General features: G+C 63.9%; 19 protein-coding genes and 1 pseudogene. 12 read left to right on the top strand and 8 right to left on the bottom strand.

Going from position 1 to position 18,170, the window contains the following annotated elements:
• Position 1 precedes the first annotated feature (1 nt).
• Positions 2 to 1,879, top strand: a complete 1,878-nt coding sequence (locus LB566_RS02055) for an ABC-F family ATP-binding cassette domain-containing protein (protein WP_224622785.1) — start codon at positions 2 to 4, stop codon at positions 1,877 to 1,879.
• Between the two features lie 52 nt (positions 1,880 to 1,931).
• On the opposite strand, the gene LB566_RS02050 is transcribed toward LB566_RS02055, so the two are convergent.
• Both LB566_RS02050 and LB566_RS02045 read right to left on the bottom strand, forming a co-directional pair.
• Positions 1,932 to 2,219, bottom strand: a complete 288-nt coding sequence (locus LB566_RS02050; RefSeq protein ID WP_140549252.1) for an addiction module antidote protein — start codon at positions 2,217 to 2,219, stop codon at positions 1,932 to 1,934.
• 1 nt (position 2,220) lies between these two features.
• Positions 2,221 to 2,516, bottom strand: a pseudogene (locus LB566_RS02045) (type II toxin-antitoxin system RelE/ParE family toxin).
• Between the two features lie 94 nt (positions 2,517 to 2,610).
• Here LB566_RS02045 and LB566_RS02040 point away from each other — a divergent pair.
• Together LB566_RS02040 and LB566_RS02035 are read left to right on the top strand one after the other, a co-directional pair.
• Positions 2,611 to 4,719 carry a molybdopterin-dependent oxidoreductase gene (locus tag LB566_RS02040; protein ID WP_224622783.1) on the top strand — a complete coding sequence of 703 codons (2,109 nt, stop codon included), beginning with the start codon at positions 2,611 to 2,613 and terminating at the stop codon, positions 4,717 to 4,719.
• Positions 4,720 to 4,853: 134 nt separating this feature from the next.
• On the top strand, positions 4,854 to 5,657 hold the full coding sequence (locus LB566_RS02035) for an agmatinase family protein (RefSeq protein WP_224622781.1): 804 nt from the start codon (positions 4,854 to 4,856) through the stop codon (positions 5,655 to 5,657).
• Positions 5,658 to 5,733: 76 nt separating this feature from the next.
• Here LB566_RS02035 and LB566_RS02030 read toward each other — a convergent pair whose 3' ends face one another.
• The gene (locus LB566_RS02030) at positions 5,734 to 6,876 is read right to left on the bottom strand and encodes a flavin-containing monooxygenase (protein WP_224622780.1); all 1,143 of its coding nucleotides are present in this window, start codon (positions 6,874 to 6,876) and stop codon (positions 5,734 to 5,736) included.
• A 66-nt stretch (positions 6,877 to 6,942) separates the two neighbouring features.
• Entirely contained in the window at positions 6,943 to 7,422 is a 480-nt protein-coding gene (locus LB566_RS02025; RefSeq protein ID WP_411910451.1) for an Lrp/AsnC family transcriptional regulator, read from the bottom strand.
• A gap of 102 nt (positions 7,423 to 7,524) precedes the next feature.
• Between LB566_RS02025 and LB566_RS02020 the strand changes: the two genes are divergently transcribed.
• The 3 genes from LB566_RS02020 to LB566_RS02010 are packed head-to-tail and all read left to right on the top strand — an operon-like array spanning position 7,525 to position 11,131.
• A complete protein-coding gene (locus tag LB566_RS02020; protein ID WP_224622778.1) occupies positions 7,525 to 8,733 on the top strand; it encodes a diaminopropionate ammonia-lyase in 1,209 nt (402 codons plus the stop codon).
• A complete protein-coding gene (locus LB566_RS02015) occupies positions 8,730 to 9,956 on the top strand; it encodes a Zn-dependent hydrolase (RefSeq protein ID WP_224622776.1) in 1,227 nt (408 codons plus the stop codon). Before LB566_RS02020 ends, LB566_RS02015 begins: the two co-directional genes overlap by 4 nt.
• Positions 9,957 to 9,973: 17 nt before the next feature.
• A complete protein-coding gene (locus LB566_RS02010) occupies positions 9,974 to 11,131 on the top strand; it encodes a M20 aminoacylase family protein (protein ID WP_224622774.1) in 1,158 nt (385 codons plus the stop codon).
• 212 nt (positions 11,132 to 11,343) lie between these two features.
• Here LB566_RS02010 and LB566_RS02005 read toward each other — a convergent pair whose 3' ends face one another.
• Positions 11,344 to 11,484, bottom strand: coding sequence for a hypothetical protein (locus LB566_RS02005; RefSeq protein WP_224622772.1), 141 nt, complete (start codon positions 11,482 to 11,484; stop codon positions 11,344 to 11,346).
• 111 nt (positions 11,485 to 11,595) lie between these two features.
• Between LB566_RS02005 and LB566_RS02000 the strand changes: the two genes are divergently transcribed.
• The 6 genes from LB566_RS02000 to LB566_RS01975 all read left to right on the top strand — a co-directional run bounded on the left by LB566_RS02000 (position 11,596) and on the right by LB566_RS01975 (position 15,500).
• A complete protein-coding gene (locus LB566_RS02000; protein WP_181169231.1) occupies positions 11,596 to 11,769 on the top strand; it encodes a hypothetical protein in 174 nt (57 codons plus the stop codon).
• A gap of 69 nt (positions 11,770 to 11,838) precedes the next feature.
• A complete protein-coding gene (locus LB566_RS01995) occupies positions 11,839 to 13,932 on the top strand; it encodes an ATP-dependent helicase (protein WP_224622770.1) in 2,094 nt (697 codons plus the stop codon).
• A gap of 8 nt (positions 13,933 to 13,940) precedes the next feature.
• The gene (locus LB566_RS01990) at positions 13,941 to 14,150 is read left to right on the top strand and encodes a hypothetical protein (protein ID WP_224622768.1); all 210 of its coding nucleotides are present in this window, start codon (positions 13,941 to 13,943) and stop codon (positions 14,148 to 14,150) included.
• A 445-nt stretch (positions 14,151 to 14,595) separates the two neighbouring features.
• On the top strand, positions 14,596 to 14,799 hold the full coding sequence (locus LB566_RS01985; RefSeq protein ID WP_140515477.1) for a DUF680 domain-containing protein: 204 nt from the start codon (positions 14,596 to 14,598) through the stop codon (positions 14,797 to 14,799).
• Between the two features lie 43 nt (positions 14,800 to 14,842).
• On the top strand, positions 14,843 to 15,070 hold the full coding sequence (locus tag LB566_RS01980) for a DUF680 domain-containing protein (protein WP_140549242.1): 228 nt from the start codon (positions 14,843 to 14,845) through the stop codon (positions 15,068 to 15,070).
• A gap of 190 nt (positions 15,071 to 15,260) precedes the next feature.
• Positions 15,261 to 15,500 (top strand): DUF680 domain-containing protein, encoded by a 240-nt coding sequence (locus LB566_RS01975; RefSeq protein WP_140549241.1) that lies wholly within the window; start codon positions 15,261 to 15,263, stop codon positions 15,498 to 15,500.
• A gap of 48 nt (positions 15,501 to 15,548) precedes the next feature.
• Here the strand turns inward: LB566_RS01975 and LB566_RS01970 are convergent, their stop codons facing one another.
• From LB566_RS01970 to purM, 3 genes are all read right to left on the bottom strand, one after another.
• Positions 15,549 to 16,064, bottom strand: a complete 516-nt coding sequence (locus LB566_RS01970; protein WP_224622765.1) for a SixA phosphatase family protein — start codon at positions 16,062 to 16,064, stop codon at positions 15,549 to 15,551.
• A gap of 188 nt (positions 16,065 to 16,252) precedes the next feature.
• Positions 16,253 to 16,966 (bottom strand): phosphoribosylglycinamide formyltransferase, encoded by a 714-nt coding sequence (gene purN, locus LB566_RS01965; protein WP_224622763.1) that lies wholly within the window; start codon positions 16,964 to 16,966, stop codon positions 16,253 to 16,255.
• Positions 16,963 to 18,039 carry a phosphoribosylformylglycinamidine cyclo-ligase gene (gene purM / locus LB566_RS01960; protein ID WP_140494348.1) on the bottom strand — a complete coding sequence of 359 codons (1,077 nt, stop codon included), beginning with the start codon at positions 18,037 to 18,039 and terminating at the stop codon, positions 16,963 to 16,965. Before purM ends, purN begins: the two co-directional genes overlap by 4 nt.
• Between the last annotated feature and the right edge of the window lie 131 nt (positions 18,040 to 18,170).

The following is an 18,170-nucleotide window of genomic DNA, read 5'->3' as shown; positions in this document are numbered from 1 at the left end:
CATGCTTATCATCAACGACCTCTCGCTGCGCATGGCGGGGCGCTTGCTTCTCGACCATGCCTCGCTGACCTTGCCGGCCGGCACCAAGGCCGGACTTGTCGGCCGCAACGGCACCGGCAAGACCACGCTGTTCAAGGCCATAACTGGCGATTTCCCCTCCGAGACGGGCTCGATCAGCCTGCCGAAGAACACCCGGATTGGCCAGGTGGCGCAAGAAGCGCCCGGAACCGAGGAGCCGCTGATCGAGATCGTGCTCAAGGCCGACCTCGAACGCACGGCGCTGCTCGAGGAGGAAAAGACGGCGACCGATCCGCACCGCATCGCCGACATCCATATGCGGCTGGCCGATATCGACGCGCATTCGGCCGAGTCGCGCGCCGCCACCATTCTCGCTGGTCTCGGCTTCGACGACGCGGCGCAGCGCCGCCCCGCCTCCTCGTTTTCCGGCGGCTGGCGCATGCGCGTGGCACTCGCTGCCGTGCTGTTTTCCGAACCCGATCTTCTGCTGCTCGACGAGCCGACCAATTATCTCGATCTCGAAGGCACGCTGTGGCTCGAGAACTATGTTTCCAAATATCCGCACACAGTGCTGCTGATCTCGCACGATCGCGACCTGCTTAACCGCGCCGTCAATTCGATCGTCCATCTCGACCAGAAGAAGCTGACCTTCTGGCGCGGCGGCTACGATCAGTTCGAACGCCAGTACACCGAGCAGAAAGAACAGCAGGAAAAGGGCCGTATCAAGCAGGAAGCCGCCCGCAAGCATATGGAATCCTTCGTCGAGCGTTTTCGCGCAAAGGCATCCAAGGCAAGACAGGCTCAGTCCCGCATCAAGGCGCTTGAAAAGATGAAGCCGATCACGGCCATCGTGAACGACACGGTGCGGCCATTTTCTTTCCCGGAGCCGGTGAAGACGGTGGCCTCGCCAATCGTCGCGCTGAACAATGTCAATGTCGGCTATACCCCCGGTGAGCCGATTCTGAAGAAGATGACCTTGCGCATCGATGCCGACGACCGCATCGCGCTGCTTGGCGCCAATGGCAACGGCAAATCGACCTTCGCCAAGCTTCTGTCTGGCCGCCTGAAGCAGGAGACCGGCACCATGACCGTGGCGCCCGGGCTGAAGGTGGCGATCTTTGCACAGCACCAGCTCGACGATCTCAGGCCTGAGGAAAACGCCTACGAACATGTTCGCAGGCTGATGCCGGAAGCGCCGGAATCGAAAGTGCGCGGCCGTGTCGCCCAGTTTGGGCTCACCACCGAAAAGATGAACACGGCGGCGAAAGACCTGTCCGGCGGCGAGAAGGCGCGGCTGTTGATGGGTCTGTCGGCCTTCGAGGGGCCGAACCTGTTCATCCTCGACGAGCCGACCAACCACCTCGACATCGACAGCCGCGAATCCTTGATCCATGCGCTGAACGAGTTCCCCGGCGCCGTCATCCTGATCTCGCACGACCGCCATCTCCTGGAAGCGACGGCGGACCGGCTGTGGCTGGTCAAGGATGGCGCGGTCAATCCCTATGATGGCGACCTGGAGGACTACAAGACGCTGGTCACAGGCGTGTCCGGTGACCGGCGCGAGCGGCGCGAGGCGGAAAAAGCCTCGAAGGCCGACCGCCGCCGCGAGGCGGCCCAGCGCCGCGCCGCCTTCGAGCCTCTGGCCAAGGAGATCCGCGCAACCGAAGCGCTGATGGACCGCATCCGCAAGCGCATCGACGGTATCGAAGACGAGCTCGCCAATCCGGCAGTCTACGAAAAGGACCCCTCGACGGCGACAAGGCTGGCCAAGGAGCGCTCGCAATTGGCACAGCAGCTTGCCGCGCATGAGGACAAATGGCTGACCATGTCGGCGGAGTATGAGGAAGGCACGGCGGAGTAGCTGCGCCTTCTATCGCTCCGCAGTCGGGAGAATGGAATTGCGCTTTATGACGTCAGGGATGTGGCCTCGTGGTCAATTGCATCCCCAAGGCATTCATCACGGCAATCGTCGTCTTCAATGTTGGATTGCCGTCGCCGCTGAAGGACCGATAGAGCTGTTCGCGCGATAACCCCGTCTGCTTGGCGATTTGTGTCATGCCTTTGGCGCGCGCCACCACGCCGAGCGCATGTGCAATATATCCGCTGTCTTCGGTTTCGAATGCTTCTGCCATGAAGATGGCGATGGCCTCATCGGAGGTGAGATCTTCGGCGGGGTCGTATGTCGTCAGTTTTTCAGGCATGTCACTCACTCCAATCGCCTGAAAGGCGTTTTGCTGTTTTTATGTCCTTGGCCTGGCTGCCTTTGTCTCCGCCGCAAAGCAATATCAGCACCGTATTGCCGTATCTGCGATAGTAGATGCGATAGCCGGCCCGTAGTGGATGCGCAACTCACTGATCCCATCACCAACGGGCTCAGCGTCTCCCGCGTGACCGAAAGCAAGACGATCCAGGCGCGAGGCGATCAATGTGCGTGCACGTTCGTCCTTGAGCTTCATTCGCCATTTGCGAAAAGTCTCCGTCTGCTTCAGCTCAAACATCACTTATTGTAGTTTTTAAACTACAAACCGTCAAGTTTTTGATTGCGCCGGTCTGGCCCTACACGCCGCCTCCGAAACCCGCTAAACACACTCCATGAACCAGCACGCCAGCCTTCGCATCGGCCATTCGGCCTGTCCGCATGATTGCCCGTCGACCTGTGCGCTCGAGGTCGAGTTGCTTGACGGCAACCGCATCGGCCGCGTCCATGGCGCCAAGGCAAACACCTACACGTCGGGCGTCGTCTGCGCCAAGGTCGCTCGTTACGCCGACCGCGTCCACCATCCCGACCGCTTGCTGAAGCCGCTGGTGCGCAAAGGCGCCAAGGGCGAGGGCGCCTGGCAGGAAACAAGTTGGGAGGCGGCGCTGGACCTCGTCGCCGAAAAGTTCATCGCGGCCGAGGAAAAATACGGCTCGGAGACGGTCTGGCCCTATTTTTATGCCGGCACGATGGGGCTGGTGCAGCGCGACGGCATCGAGCGGCTGCGGCATGCGAAGAGATATTCGGGCTTCTTTGGCTCGATCTGCACCAATCTGGCCTGGACCGGCTGGATGATGGGGGCGGGCGCGCTGCGCGGTCCCGACCCGCGCGAAATGGCCAAGTCCGATTGCGTGGTGATCTGGGGCACCAATGCCGTGGTGACCCAAGTCAACGTCATGACCCACGCCATCAAGGCGCGCAAGGAGCGCGGCGCCAGGATCGTGGTCATCGACGTCTATGAGAACGCCACGATGAAGCAGGCCGATATGGGCCTTGTCCTGAAGCCTGGCACCGATGGCGCGCTGGCTTGCGCGGTCATGCATGTGCTCTTCAGGGAAGGCTTGGCCGACCGCGCCTATCTCGAGAAATACACCGACGACCCGAAAGGTCTCGAAGCCCACCTGCGCACGCGTTCACCCGAATGGGCGGCCGCGATCACCGGATTGACCGTGGCCGAGATAGAGAGTTTTGCCCGTCTCGTCGGCACGACCAGGAAAACTTATTTCCGCCTCGGCTACGGCTTTGCCCGCCAGCGCAACGGCGCGGTCAACATGCATGCCGCCTCCTGCATCGCCGCGGTGACCGGCGCCTGGCAATATGAGGGCGGCGGCGCCTTCCACTCCAATTCCGGCATCTTCAAGCTCAACCAGGAGGTGCTGGAGGGCACGCGCATGCGCGATCCCTCGATCCGCTATCTCGATCATTCGCGCATCGGCCCGGTGCTGACGGGGGCGCCGGATGCGCTCTATGGCGGGCCGCCGGTGACGGCGCTGCTCATCCAGAACACCAACCCGGCCAATGTTGCGCCCGAGCAGCGGCTGGTGAAGCAGGGTTTCTTGCGCGACGACCTGTTCACCTGCGTGCATGAGCAATTCATGACCGACACGGCCAGGCTCGCCGACGTCGTGCTGCCGGCAACGATGTTCGTCGAGCATGACGACATCTACAAGGGCGGCGGCAACCAGCACATCACACTCGGCCCGAAACTGATCGAGCCGCCGGAAGGGCCGCGCACCAACCATTTCGTCATCGAGCAATTGGCTGAGCGCCTCGGCGTGGCCGACAGGCCGGGCTTCGGCCTCACCGAGCAGCAGCATATCGACATCATCCTGGGCAAGCGCGGGCTTGGCAGCTTCGCCAGCCTGAAAGAGCAAAAATGGATCGATCTGCAGCCGGATTTCGAAGCCGCGCATTTCACCAAGGGCTTCGGCCATGCGGACGGCAAATTCCGCTTCCGCGCCGATTGGACCGGACAAGCCGCCCCCAACCGGCCGCCCAAAAGCATGGGCCTGTTCGGCCCGGTGGAGCAGTTGCCGCAATTTCCCGATCATGTCGACCTGATCGAGGTTGCCGACGAGGCGCATCCGTTCCGGCTGGCTACATCGCCGGCGCGCAACTTCCTCAATTCGACCTTTTCCGAAACGCCGGTGTCGAAGGCCAAGGAGGGCCGGCCGGAATTGCTCTTGCATCCCGACGATGCCGCCGCACACGGTTTGGCAGAGGGCGACCGTGTCGAACTCGGCAATGCGCGCGGCGAGGTGGTGCTGCATGCACGGCTGTTCGACGGCATCAAGCGTGGCGTTGTGATCGCCGAAGGCATCTGGCCGAACAGCGCGCATGAGCGCGGCGAGGGCATCAACGTGCTGACTGGCGCCGATGCGCCCGCACCCTATGGCGGCGCGGCATTCCACGACAACAAGGTGTGGCTGCGCAAGGCGGGGTGACCCAGGCGTCCAGCGCCGGCGGTTTTCAATTCCGTCTGTTACGGATTTCGACATCTGGTCCAAGCGCCGGCGGTCGCGAGCACCCGCTCGCGCACGTATAAAGGTGCTCGGTCTGACAGGAGGGAAGAGCGTCGATGGGAGCCGGAATTTCGCTTCTGGGAATACCGCATGACGGGAATTCGTCCTATCTGCGGGGCGCAGCCGAGGCACCGGCCCTCATCAGGCGCGAATTGCACAGCGACGCCTATAGCTCATGGTCGGAAACCGGCCTCGATCTGACAGGCCGCTTCATCGACCACGGCGACATCGATTTCAAGCAGCCCGGCGACCCTTGGCAGCGGATCGAAAGCGAGGTCGGCCGCGCTATGGATGGCGGCCATCCGCTGATCTCACTCGGCGGCGATCATGCCATATCCTGGCCAGTGCTGCGCGCGGTGCGTCGCCGTCATCCCGGTTTGACGATCCTGCACATCGACGCTCACCCCGATATCTACCATGCCTATGACAACAATCCGCGCTCGCATACCTCGCCCTTCGCACGCATCATGGAGGAGCGTCTGGCCGACCGGCTGATCCAGGTCGGCCTGCGCACGGTCAACGGCCATCATCGCGACCAGTTCAGGCGCTTCGGTGTCGAGGTGGTGGAGGCGGCGCGCTTCAGGGAAGGCCTGCGGCTCGATCTCACAACGCCAGTTTATATTTCAATGGACCTCGATGGGCTCGATCCCGCCTTTGCCCCTGGCGTCTCCCACCGCGAGCCCGGCGGCCTCTCGACCCGGCAAGTCATCAACTTGATTCAAAGCATCGACCAACCGATCGTGGCCGCTGATATCGTTGAGTATAATCCGAGCCAGGATCTCTCCAACCTGACGGCGCTCGTGGCCGCCAAGCTGTTGAAGGAGATTGCCGGAATGATGCTGAAGACTGCTCTTGGATAGAGCAGGCCGCCAGACGCGGTGATTTCGACCCGCAGGGGGCTGAAGCCGCCGGGAGGTTTCGCCGTTTCGGCGCAAGTCACACCGGCAGGGTTTCGGCCGTCCTTTTTCTGTTCTGCCGGAGACGGATGTCGTCGGCGATCGCCTGGGCTTCGATTCCGATTTCGCGCAGCAGGCCGGTAACCGAATTGTGGAAGCCGACGAGATAAAGACCGAGTTCCGAAGCGCGCGCATTGACGCCGCTGCCGCCGGGCTCGACGCCGGGTCCGAGGAATTTGGCATAGGCTGGGCGGTAGCCGGTAGCGAAAATGATCGCGTCGAAGTCGCTGTGCCGACCATCGACGAAACGGGCGCCGCCTTCTGATATCTCGGCAATGTCGGGCGCTACCTTGATCGCGCCTTCGCGGATCTTGCCGATGGTGCCGACATCGATCACCGGGATGCGCGACGCCAGGGATATCTGCTCCAGCAATCCCTGTTTGGGCCGTTTGAGCCCATATTTCTCCAGCCTGCCCAATACCAGATCGAGGATGATAGGAAAGACGGCGTCGTTGACGCGCCGCGGCCCCAGGCGCGTCGCCATGCTGACGACCTGGATGGGCACGCCGAGCAATTCGCGCGGCACGATATGGACGCCGCCGCGCACGGAGATAGTGGGTTTCGCCCCGCCCTCCGTCAGGTCGAGCGCGATCTCGGCGCCGGTGTTGCCCATGCCGACGACCAGCACCGACTGGCCGGCAAACGGCGTGTTGTTGCGGTAATCCGCGCTGTGCAGACTTTTGCCCTTGAAACTGCCGGCGCCGGCGAATGCCGGCATCAGCGGCTCGGCATTGTATCCTGACGCAATCACCACATGGGAAGCGCGCACGGTGCCTGATGTCGCTTCGACGCCCCAGCTTCTGCCCTGCCGGCCGACCGCCCGCACCGCTTCCCCAAAGCGGGGCCGCAGATCGAAGCGCTGCGCATAGGCATCGAGATATTCGACGAACAGATCGCGCGGGACATAGCGCGGGTAATGCCTCGGGAAGGGCACGAAGGGCAGGGACGAATAGCGCTTGGTCGTGTGCAGGTGGACGCGCTCGTAATGGCGCCGCCAGGCGGGAGCGGGCTGCTGCTCTTTTTCAAGCAGGATGAAGTCGACACCGGCCTGCCGCAGGCATGCGGCAACGGCCAGGCCCGCCGGCCCGGCACCGATAATCGCAACCGGGGTGGTGTCGTCCAAGCGCGCCTCCCGTCAATTCGCGATGCGGAGAATGGCGAAAGCATGCCAGACATGCAACCCGATCGCCTATCCCGGCAGCGGCACCGTCAGGCCGACCTTGACGCGGTCCATGGCGACGAAGGTGCGGAATTTGCGGACATTGTTGCTGTCGAAGAACAGGCGCCGCGTCAGCGCCTCATAGGCGCTCATGTCGGCCACCGTGATGGCCAGGATGAAGTCGGCCTCGCCTGTCACATAGTAGCATTGCTGGACTTCCGGTGCCGCCAGGAATTGCCGCTTGGCCGCGTCGATCAGTTCGGCGCGTTCGCTTTCGAGTTCGACCTCGACGAAGATGGTGATGGGCTGGCCGACCGCCGCCGGTTCGATGACCGCGACATTGGCCGCGATGACGCCGGTCTGTTGCATGCGCTTGATACGGCGCTGCACCGCCGGCGCCGACAGGTTGACGGCCTCTCCGATCAGCCGCTGCGGCGTCGTGTTGTCCTTCTGCAGCACGGCGAGAATGGCGAGGTCGAAACTGTCGAGCGGGGCTGGCAATGCGGGCAACGGCATGTCCTGAAGAAACGAACTTGCATTTCGAGGCCTTGAATACAGCGCTTTTTGCGCCTGTCTTGCAATATAGTCTCGTTGTCAGCCAAGGAGGCCTTGATGTTCCTGCTCAACCGCAATGCCTTGCACGGCAGTCCACTCGATCCGGTCGACGCCGAAATGCTGGGGGTTGCGGGGGCCGACGCGGCCGAGCGTTTCCTGTCCCATCGCGACATCAACCGGGAGACGCCGCTGGATGCGTTGCCGGCGCTGGCCGCGGAACTGGGCATTGGCGCCATCCACCTCAAGGATGAGGGGTTTCGCCTCGGTCTCGGCAGCTTCAAGGCGCTTGGGGGTGCTTATGCCGTCGTTCATCTGGTGCTGGAGGAAGCCGGCCGCCGGCTTGGCAGGCCGCTCGACATCGCCGATCTCGATGGGCCCGATGTCAGGGCGGTTGCCGCCACCATGACGATGGCTTGCGCGACCGACGGCAATCACGGCCGCTCGGTGGCACAGGGCGCCGAGCTCGTCGGCGCGAGGGCGACGATCTTCGTCCACGCCGGCGTCAGCCGCGAACGCATCACGGCTATCGCCCGCTATGGCGCCGAGATCATCCGCGTCGACGGCAACTACGATGATTCGGTCAGGCAAGCCGCACGCGTCGCGACGGACAAGGGCTGGACCGTCGTGTCCGACACCTCGTGGCCCGGCTATGAGCGCATTCCGGGCCTCGTCATGCAAGGCTACACCGCGATCATGCGCGAGGCGTTGCGCCAGCTAGGCGAACCGCCCACCCACGTCTTCGTCCAGGCTGGGGTCGGCGGCATTGCCGCTGCCTTAGCTGGCCATCTCGCCATCGTGCTCGGCGATGGCAGGCCGGTCTTCACGGTGGTCGAGCCCGAACGTGCCGCCTGCATCTTGGGTGCCGCCAAGGCTGGCCATCCGGTCAAGATCGCGCATGGCGAAGCGACTGTCATGGCGATGCTTGAATGCTACGAGGCGTCGCCTGTCGCCTGGCGCGTGCTGGCGCGGGCCGCCGATGCCTTCATGACCGTCGACGAGGAGGATGCGGTCGCCGTGATGCGGAGGCTTGCGCGGCCGGCCGGCGGCGATCCGGCCATCGTTGCCGGCGAAAGCGGCGGGGTCGGCCTGGCCGGACTGATCCGGGTGCTGGCCGACAGCAGGGCCGAACTCGGCCTCGACCGGACCTCGCGGGTGCTGGTCGTCAACACCGAAGGCGCCACCGATCCCAAGCGTTATGCCGAACTCGTCGGCCTGGCCGCCGCGGACGTGCTTGCGGGTATGGTACTTTCTGGAGCAACGCCATGATCTCGGTTGACGCGCAGCGGCTGCTTGGCCGTATTCGGGACCTCGGCGCCATCGGCCGCGACGGCGAGGGCCGGCTGGTGCGGCTTGCCGCCTCGGACGCCGACCGGCAGGGCCGCGACCGCTTCGTCGGCTGGTTGCGCGAGGCGGGGCTCGAAGTCGCCATCGACCGCATGGGCAATATTTTCGGCATCTGGCGCACGCCTGAGAATGCCGGGCAGGCGCCGATCCTGATAGGCTCGCATATCGATACGGTCATAGATGCCGGCATTTATGACGGCTGCTACGGCGTACTGGCCGGGCTGGCGGCAATCGAGACACTGAAGGCGTCAGGCTTTGTCCCGTCGCGCCCGTTGGCCGTCGCCGCCTTCACCAATGAGGAAGGCGTGCGCTATTCCCCCGACATGATGGGCTCGCTGGTTCATGCCGGCGGCGTCGCGATCGAGGAGGCGCTGGCGGCCGTGGGGACCGACGGCAGCGTGCTCGGGCAGGAACTGGCGCGCATCGGCTATGCCGGCGACGAACAGCCGGGCTTCCTAAAGCCGCATACCTATCTCGAACTGCATATCGAGCAGGGCCCCGTGCTGGAGCGCGAAGGCGTGCCGATCGGCGCGGTAGAAAACCTGCAAGGCATCTCCTGGCAGCGCATCACCATCGACGGGGTCGCCAACCATGCCGGCACCACGCCGATGTCGATGCGCACTGACGCCGGCCATGCGGCCGCGCGTGTCGTCACCTTCCTGCACGATCGTGCCAAGGCTTCGAACACGCCGACCGTCGCCACCGTCGGCACGATGCATTTCGAGCCCAACGCCATCAACGTCATTCCCGCGCGAGCGGTCTTCACCATCGACCTGCGCGATCCTTTCGAGCACCGGCTGCAGGCGGAGGAAGCAGCACTCGCCGCTCAGCTCGAAGAACTCGCCGCCGCCGAAGGCGTGACGATCTCGGTCGAGCGGCTGGCGCGCTTCGAGCCGGTGATCTTCGACAGCCGCATCGTGGAGCTGATCGAGGCCGCTGCCATCAATCGCGGTCTGGTTTCGAAGCGCATGACGTCCGGCGCCGGCCATGATGCGCAGATGATGGCGCGTATCGCACCTGCCGCGATGATCTTCGTGCCGAGCGCCGGCGGCATCAGCCATAGTCCGCGCGAATACACCGAGGATACCGAGCTCGTCGCCGGCGCCAACATTCTGCTCGATGTCGTCACCCGACTTGCAACCTAGTTGAGAGGGGCGGAGAAATGGCCAAAATCGATCTCGATGCCTTGAAGCAGGAGATGACCGGCTGGCGGCGCGATCTGCATGGCCATCCGGAATTCGGGTTCGAGGAAAAGCGCACCGCGGCCTTCGTCGCCGCCAAACTGCGGGAATTCGGCCTCGACGATGTGACCGAGGGCGTCGGCGGCACCGGTGTCGTCGGCACGCTGAAGCGCGGCAGCGGCAACAGAGCGATCGCGCTCAGGGCCGATATGGACGCCCTGCGCATCACCGAGCAGTCGGCCGTGGCCTATCGCTCGCAAAATCCCGGCCTCATGCACGCCTGCGGCCATGACGGCCACACCACCATGCTGCTCGGCGCGGCAAAGCTGCTGGCCGGGGAGGGTGGGTTCAACGGCACGGTGCGCTTCATCTTCCAGCCGGCCGAGGAGTGGGGCAAGGGCGCGCTGGCCATGCTCGACGATGGCCTGATGCGCCGCTTTCCCTTCGATGAGATTTTCGGCCTGCACAATCTGCCCGGATTGCCGATTGGCCATTTCGAAACCCGCCCCGGCCCGATGATGTCGGCCGAGGACGTCTTCGAGATCGTTCTGAGAGGTCTTGGCGGCCACGCTGCCGGGCCGCAGGACGGCCAGGAGACACTGGTCGCCGCTTGCGCGCTGGTTACCAATCTGCAAACCATCGTCTCGCGCCGGCTGAGCCCGGCCGACATATCGGTGGTCTCGGTGACCGAACTGATCACCGACGGCACCCGCAACGCGCTGCCCGGCCTTGCCCGTATCCTGGGAGACGCCCGCAGCTTTCGCCCCGAGGTCAGCGCCGAGATCGAAAAGCAGATGCGCACCATCGCCGCCGGCACCGCCGCCGCCTACAACGTCACCGCCGAGGTCGCCTACAGCAGGGAATTCGTGCCGCTGCACAACGACGCCGAATTGGTCGACGAGGCCTTTGCAGCCGCCGGAAACGTGTTCGCGCCCGAAGACATCGCCGTCGCCCGCGAGCCGATGACCGGCTCCGAGGATTTTGCCCGTTTCCTCGATCACGTGCCCGGTTGCTTTGTCTTCCTCGGCAATGGCGACACGGCGCCGCTGCACAATCCGAGCTACGACTTCAACGATGACGGCCTGCTGTTCGGCACGAATTTCCATGCCGCGGTCGTCAGACGGCGATTGGGAGCATGAACGGCGCGGTCTTTCCAGAACTTTGCGGGAAGCCAAAGGGGTGGAATCCCCATGACGCTGCGGCAAGACTCAGCTAACATCCACTTGCGGCGGACCTGATATCCGCCTGGCCGGCGCTATCAGGCACCTCCCAAGCGGCGCCGGCCGTCCTTTCCAGGCTGTGCTTTGTGCTGTCCCGCTGTGGTCCGCGCCATTGCTGCACGTATGCCAACTCATTTGCCGGTCTTATCGGCTACAGGGTTGCCGGCGGCGTGCGGGTTTTCCGCTGCCGGAGCTTTGGTTGGCGGGACGTTGTTGTCGCAGGCCGAGACTGCCAGAATGATCAGCAAGAGGCCTAGGGAGAGCTTCTTCATCGCTACCTCCTCTCGCCTGACAACGGGACGACCTCGGTTTGGTTGCGACGATCAAGCCAGGGGAACAAAACCCCATGTCCCCGGTTGGATCAGGCAAAGGAGGACTGCTGGATGATCCGTCTGCTCTTGGCCTGCACCATCGCCTTTGTCACTTACCGCCTCGCGCGCAAGCTGATCGAGGACGTGCCCGACACCGTCGATCCCCTGTTGCTGCCGGTCCCAAAGAATGATCGGGAGGCATTGCGCAGGCAGTCTGCGGCCATGGGTGTCGATCCGGAACGCTGACCTGTCGACGCTGAGCTCGTTGCGCCGCTTCCTTGTTGCGAACAAAGCGGAAACGATGCTTGATGGGCGATGAACCTCGCCGCTCATGATTCGACATTTTCGGAATCGAGTTCCCAGCCCGCTTATCTCGCGAGGCTGAACGACGCCCAGCGCCAGGCCGTCGAGCATGGCGACGGCAGGATCGCCGGACCGCTCCTGGTCATTGCCGGCGCCGGCTCGGGCAAGACCAACACGCTGGCGCACCGCGTAGCTCACCTGATCGTCAAGGGCGCTGATCCGCGCCGCATCCTGCTGATGACGTTTTCACGTCGCGCCGCCTCCGAAATGGCCAGGCGCGTCGAGCGCATCGCCGGCGAGGTGCTCGGCCGCGACGCCTCTATCGTCACCGATGCGCTGACCTGGGCCGGCACCTTCCATGGCATCGGTGCGCGGCTGTTGCGCGATTACGCGCAGGAGATCGGTCTCGACCCGGCTTTCACCATCCACGATCGCGAGGATTCGGCCGACCTGATGAACCTGGTGCGCCACGAACTCGGCTTCTCGAAGACGGAAGCGCGCTTTCCCACCAAGGGCACCTGCCTTGCCATCTATTCGCGCGCCGTCAACGCGCAGGCGCCGCTCGGCGAGGTGCTGGGCTCCGCCTTTCCGTGGTGCGCCGGTTGGGCCGAACAGCTGAAGCAGCTGTTCGCCGGCTATGTCGAGGCCAAGCAGGCGCAGAACGTGCTCGATTACGATGACCTGCTGCTCTACTGGGCGCAGATGACGGCAGAACCGGAGATAGCGACGCACCTGGGCGGGCGCTTCGACCATGTGCTGGTCGACGAATATCAGGATACCAACCGGCTGCAGGCCTCGATCCTCATGGCGCTCAAACCCGATGGCGCCGGGCTGACGGTGGTCGGCGACGATGCGCAATCGATCTATTCGTTCCGCGCCGCTGAGGTGCGCAACATTCTCGATTTTCCCAAGCAGTTTGCGCAGGCCGCCGATGTGGTGATGCTGGAGCGCAACTACCGCTCGACCGAAACCATTCTGGCCGCCGCCAATGCGGTGATCGGCGAGGCCTCGGAGCGCTTCACCAAAAACCTGTGGTCGGAACGCAAATCCGCCGCCAAGCCGAGGCTGGTGACCGTCCGCGACGAGGTCGAGCAGGCCAATTTCGTCTGCGAGGCGATCCTGGCCGAGCGCGAGGCCGGCACGGCGCTGAAATCGCAGGCGGTGCTGTTTCGCGCCTCGCACCACAGCGGGCCGCTGGAAATCGAGCTGACGCGGCGCAACATTCCCTTCGTCAAGTTCGGCGGGCTGAAATTCCTCGATGCCGCTCACGTCAAGGATGTGCTGGCGGTGCTGCGCTTTGTTGAAAACCCGCGCGACCGCGTCGCCGGATTTCGCGTGCTGCAGCTTTTGCCGGGCATCGGCCCCTCGGCCGCCGCGCAGATCGTTGAGACGATGACATCGGCGCTGGATGAGGCGATGGGCCTCGCCGGCTGGCGGCCGCCCCAACGCGCGGCGGATGACTGGCCAGGCTTCGTCTCGCTCTACACCGGCCTGCGTGCAGGCGCCAAATGGCCGGCCGATCTCGAACAGGTCAGGCTCTGGTACGAGCCGCATCTCGAGCGCATCCACGAGGACGCAACCACACGCCGGGCCGACCTTCTGCAGCTCGAGCAGATCGGATCCGGCTACGCTTCGCGCGAACGGTTCCTGACCGAGCTGACGCTCGACCCCCCGGACGCGACCAGCGACCAGGCCGGGCCGCCGCATCGCGACGAAGACTATCTGATCCTGTCCACGATCCACTCGGCCAAGGGCCAGGAATGGAAGAACGTGTTTGTGCTCAACACTGTCGATGGCTGCATTCCGGCCGATCTTGGCGTTGGTACCAGGGAAGATATCGAGGAGGAGCGCCGGCTGCTTTACGTGGCGATGACAAGGGCCAAGGACAGCCTCAACCTGGTCATGCCGCAGCGCTTCTTTCCGCATGGCCAGGCGGCGCGCGGCGACCGCCATGTCTATGCCTCGCGCACGCGCTTCATCCCGGCTTCCCTCCTTGCGGCATTCGAACAGACGGTATGGCCGGCAGCGCAAGCAGCACCGGGCAGGGCACCTCGGCCGGAGATACGCGTCGACATTGGCGCGCGCATGCGCGGCATGTGGAAGTAGCCGCGGCGATGGCGCCAGTCAGGATCGCAATTGCCGGTGCGCTCGGCCGCATGGGGCGCCAGATGGCGGACGCCGTGCAGGCCGACTCTCGGCTGGCGCTCACCGCCCGCTTTCATCGAACGGGCATTGCCGGCGATGGCCTGGTCAGCCGCGACGAGGCGCTCGGCCTGGCCGATGTGGTCATCGATTTTACCGCGCCCGCGGCATCGGCCGATTGAAGGCTCGGGCCTGCCACGGCGAGTGCGACGCCACTCCGTGGAGAATACGGCGCGCCTCTGGGCCGTCCTCCACCCCGTTTGCAAGCCATAATCCTGACCCAGCTCAACGCCGGGATGCCGCTCGCGCGACCGCTCCTGTATAAAACCGAACCGTTCGGTTCGATTTCTGTTGACGGACCGTGCATCAAACGGTGAACGCAGGCTCCGCAAAAAAACGGGTAGGCGCAATAGAGTTCCCTCAATAAGTCACTGAATAGAAATGATAAAATTGTGGCACGAAGCGAGGGTTTTCAATTTCAAGGGTCATTCCCAGAGCTTTTTCGGCACATTTTCGTGACTGGAAACGACAACATCGCAGACCCATCTCGGGGTGGTCCGAGCGACGCGAAATCCTCCCAAGGGCACGCCACTAGACGGACAGAACAAACATACTGGAGTAACCAAAATGACCAAGATCGCTCTTACCGCCGCTGCCATCCTCGTTGCCACGGGCACCGCTTTCGCCGGCAGCGACAATTATGGTTCGGCCAACGCCAATCAGCCCGCCGCCGCTGTCGACCATTCCGTCACCGCTTCGACCTCGAAGACGAACGGAACCGTCCAGGCCCCGGCTTCGCAGGGCGCCGACCGCAACCTTTTCGGCCGTTGATCGCGACTGCCGACATCAATCACTTGAACTCAGGAGTAAAGAAATGACCAAGATCGCTCTCACCGCCGCCGCCATTCTCATTGCCACGGGCAGCGCCTTTGCCGGCAGCGACAATTATGGTTCCAACAATGTCAACCAGCCGGTTGCCAACCAGTCGACCTCCAACATCGACACCACGCATACCGGCTCGATCGCCAAGTCCGTAAAGGCGCAGGGCGACGCGAACGCCAACGTGCCGGCTCAGTCTGGCCAGGGCATCTGGGGCCGTTGATTCTGTAAGTCTTCGACCACAAAGAGCGGTGGGCTTGGCCCGCCGCTCTTGTTTTTTGCGCATGGCCAATCCTCCAAGCTCGGCAGAAAACAATCCGAGCCCAGGAATAAAACAGGACTGCCTGGGGTCTTGTCCTTAGCGGAACCGTCCTCCCAAGACGCCGCCTAACCGATGAACCCAGGAGATTGAAATGAACAAGATCGCCCTCGCCACCGCCGCCATCCTCGTTGCGACCGGCAGCGCCTTTGCCGGCAGCGACCACTATGGCTCCGACAATGCCAACCAGCCCGTCGCCCCGATAGCGGGCGTGGACCACGTTGTCACCGGTGCGCTCAAGGATACCGGCATGGCCGGCCACGAGACAGGCGATGCCGAGACGAAGCCCGCTACCGGCTGGCCCGAACCCGGCCAGGGCATCTGGGGCAATTAACGTCCCGCGCGTGCAGCGGCCTTTGGCTGCCAGCTTAACCCCGGATTTCTAGCGCAGGTCCTTCGGACGCAGGCAATGCGTCAGCCGCGCGGACGACAGGTTGGACCAGGCGCCCTCGAAAACGAAGCGCGCAAAGGCTGCCGTTGGAAATTTTCCTTCGAGCCTCCTGCGCGCCTTGGCCTCTGACCCTGGCCCGGCAAGTTGTTTCGCCAGATATTGCAGGCCGGGATTGTGGCCGACCACCAGCAAGCTGCCGTTCGAGGGATCGACGTGACGAATCTGGCTCAGAATATCCGTCGCCGAGGATTCATAAAGCGCGTCGGAGAACGCGACCCGTGGATGCGCCGGTAACTCCGCATCCACCAGCCGCCAAGTCTCGCGGGTACGCAGCGCCGGCGATACCAGCGCCTGGTCCGGCAACCACCCGCGCGCCGCGAGTTCGCGCCCTATCAATTGGGCCGCCTTCAATCCGCGTTCGGCGAGCGGCCGGGCGAAATCGTCGAGATCCGGGTCGTCCCAACTCGACTTGGCATGGCGAAGCAGCAGAAGCTGTTTCACCGGCATTGGTCAGGGCCGGCGAAGCTGGCCAGACGAGTGCGGGCCTTTTGCTTGATCGCCTCTATGTCGAAGGAATCGAATGGGTTCCAATCCTTCAAGCCAAGCTCTGCGTAGCCTATCCGTTTCGATCTGGTGTGAATTCTGATTTAGCGCTTCCGAGCCAAGCGACATGCCATCATTCCCGATCTGAGTCCTTACGGCGTGATCCGCGCCAATTGCTCGAAATCGATTTCCTCGCGCAGCGGGCTCGGTGCAATGATCGTCGAGGTTGCATTGTCGGCATCGTCGGCGAAGCGGGCAAACACGGCGCGGCCCTTTTCCATCCGGACCTTGCCCTCGGCGACCAGCCCCAGCGCCAGCGGATAGAGCTGGTGTTCCACCTTCAGCACCCGTGCGGCAAGTGTGTCGGCATTGTCGCCGACCATTACCGGCACCGCCGCCTGTGCGATGATCGGACCGTCATCCATCTCGGACGTGACGAAATGCACCGTGCAGCCATGGATGCGCATGCCCGCCGCAAGCGCGCGCGCATGCGTGTCGAGCCCCTTGAAGGCCGGCAGCAGGGCAGGGTGGATGTTGATCATGCGACCCTGCCATTTCTGGACGAGGCCGGTGGTCAGAATGCGCATGTAGCCGGCCAGCGCCACGATCTCGGCATTGAAGGCCGCGAGCGCCGCATCGATCGCGGCGTCATGGGCCTGCTTGCTGGCGTGGTCGGACCGGGAAATCACCTGGGTGGCGATGCCGCGCGCCCTCGCCATGCCGAGTCCGGCGGCATCCGCCTTGTCGGAGATGACGCCGACGATTTCGGCGGGGAAAGCCGGGTCGCTGGCGGCGGCGATCAGCGCCGTCATGTTGGAGCCGCGCCCCGAGATCAGGACGACAGTGCGTTTCTTCTGCGCGCTCATAGACCGATCGAACCCCGATAGATGACGCCGGCGTCGCGGCGTGGCACGATCCGGCCGATCGGCGTCACCGTCTCGCCGGCCTCCTGCAAGACGGCAGCGACCTGCGCCGCCTGGCCGGATGCCACCGCCAGGATCATGCCGATGCCGCAGTTGAAGGTGCGCATCATCTCTTCCGGCGCCACACCGCCGGTCTTGGCCAGCCATGAGAACACAGGCGGCACGTCGATGGCGTCGAGATCGAGCTCGGCCGAGAACTCCTTCGGCAGAACGCGCGGAATGTTTTCAGGGAAGCCGCCGCCGGTGATATGGGCCAGCGCCTTGATACCGTGCGTGTTGCGGATCGCCTTCAGGATCGATTTCACATAGATCCGGGTCGGCTCGAGCAGCGCCTCGGCCAATGTGGCCTCGTCATTGAAGGGAGCCGGATCGGTCCATGCCAGGCCGCTGGTCGCAACGATGCGGCGCACCAGCGAAAAGCCGTTGGAATGCAGGCCCGACGAACCCAGCCCCAGCAGCACGTCGCCCTCGACGATGTCGTCGGTGGGCAGAAGCTGGCCGCGCTCGGCCGCGCCCACGGCAAAACCGGCAAGGTCATAGTCCTTGCCGTGATACATGCCCGGCATTTCCGCCGTCTCGCCGCCGATCAGCGCGCAGCCGGCCTGCCGGCAGCCCGCGGCGATGCCGCCGACGATCGCCGCACCCTGGTCCGGGTCGAGCTTGCCGGTGGCGAAATAGTCGAGGAAGAACAGCGGCTCGGCACCCTGCACGACGATGTCGTTGACGCACATGGCTACCAGGTCGATGCCGATCGTGTCGTGCTTGCCGGCGTCGATGGCGATCTTCAGCTTGGTGCCGACGCCGTCATTTGCTGCGACCAGCACCGGATCGGTAAATCCGGCGGCCTTGAGGTCGAACAGGCCGCCGAAACCGCCGATCTCGCCATCGGCGCCCGGCCGGCGCGTGGCCTTGACCAGCGGTTTGATCTTCTCGACCATGAGATTGCCGGCATCGATGTCGACGCCAGCCTCGGCATAGGTGAGCCCGTTCTTACGCTTGACTGTATCGCGCTTCATATCTGGCTTGTCGCTGTTTCCTTTGCGGCTCTTCGCATGAACGGTTTCGGTCCGCAAGGAAAACGGCGCTGAAACTGCTGCTCCCCACCAGGGGGAAGCTCGGCAGCTTCTCTCTTGCGCCTATCCCTCAT

The organism is Mesorhizobium sp. CA13, from assembly GCF_020165235.1.
In the GTDB taxonomy this organism is placed as follows: domain Bacteria; phylum Pseudomonadota; class Alphaproteobacteria; order Rhizobiales; family Rhizobiaceae; genus Mesorhizobium.
Note: the sequence above shows the minus strand (reverse complement) of the source record. Positions and strands in the feature narration are given on the sequence as shown.

Excerpts from the sequence above, each read along its gene's own strand:
- LB566_RS02055 (WP_224622785.1), top strand. The coding sequence starts at position 2 with ATGCTTATCATCAACGACCTCTCGCTGCGCATGGCGGGGCGCTTGCTT.
- LB566_RS02050 (WP_140549252.1), bottom strand. The coding sequence starts at position 2,219 with ATGCCTGAAAAACTGACGACATACGACCCCGCCGAAGATCTCACCTCC.
- LB566_RS02040 (WP_224622783.1), top strand. The coding sequence starts at position 2,611 with ATGAACCAGCACGCCAGCCTTCGCATCGGCCATTCGGCCTGTCCGCAT.
- LB566_RS02035 (WP_224622781.1), top strand. The coding sequence starts at position 4,854 with ATGGGAGCCGGAATTTCGCTTCTGGGAATACCGCATGACGGGAATTCG.
- LB566_RS02020 (WP_224622778.1), top strand. The coding sequence starts at position 7,525 with ATGTTCCTGCTCAACCGCAATGCCTTGCACGGCAGTCCACTCGATCCG.
- LB566_RS02015 (WP_224622776.1), top strand. The coding sequence starts at position 8,730 with ATGATCTCGGTTGACGCGCAGCGGCTGCTTGGCCGTATTCGGGACCTC.
- LB566_RS02010 (WP_224622774.1), top strand. The coding sequence starts at position 9,974 with ATGGCCAAAATCGATCTCGATGCCTTGAAGCAGGAGATGACCGGCTGG.
- LB566_RS02005 (WP_224622772.1), bottom strand. The coding sequence starts at position 11,484 with ATGAAGAAGCTCTCCCTAGGCCTCTTGCTGATCATTCTGGCAGTCTCG.
- LB566_RS02000 (WP_181169231.1), top strand. The coding sequence starts at position 11,596 with ATGATCCGTCTGCTCTTGGCCTGCACCATCGCCTTTGTCACTTACCGC.
- LB566_RS01995 (WP_224622770.1), top strand. The coding sequence starts at position 11,839 with ATGAACCTCGCCGCTCATGATTCGACATTTTCGGAATCGAGTTCCCAG.
- LB566_RS01990 (WP_224622768.1), top strand. The coding sequence starts at position 13,941 with ATGGCGCCAGTCAGGATCGCAATTGCCGGTGCGCTCGGCCGCATGGGG.
- LB566_RS01985 (WP_140515477.1), top strand. The coding sequence starts at position 14,596 with ATGACCAAGATCGCTCTTACCGCCGCTGCCATCCTCGTTGCCACGGGC.
- LB566_RS01980 (WP_140549242.1), top strand. The coding sequence starts at position 14,843 with ATGACCAAGATCGCTCTCACCGCCGCCGCCATTCTCATTGCCACGGGC.
- LB566_RS01975 (WP_140549241.1), top strand. The coding sequence starts at position 15,261 with ATGAACAAGATCGCCCTCGCCACCGCCGCCATCCTCGTTGCGACCGGC.
- LB566_RS01970 (WP_224622765.1), bottom strand. The coding sequence starts at position 16,064 with ATGCCGGTGAAACAGCTTCTGCTGCTTCGCCATGCCAAGTCGAGTTGG.
- purN (WP_224622763.1), bottom strand. The coding sequence starts at position 16,966 with ATGAGCGCGCAGAAGAAACGCACTGTCGTCCTGATCTCGGGGCGCGGC.
- purM (WP_140494348.1), bottom strand. The coding sequence starts at position 18,039 with ATGAAGCGCGATACAGTCAAGCGTAAGAACGGGCTCACCTATGCCGAG.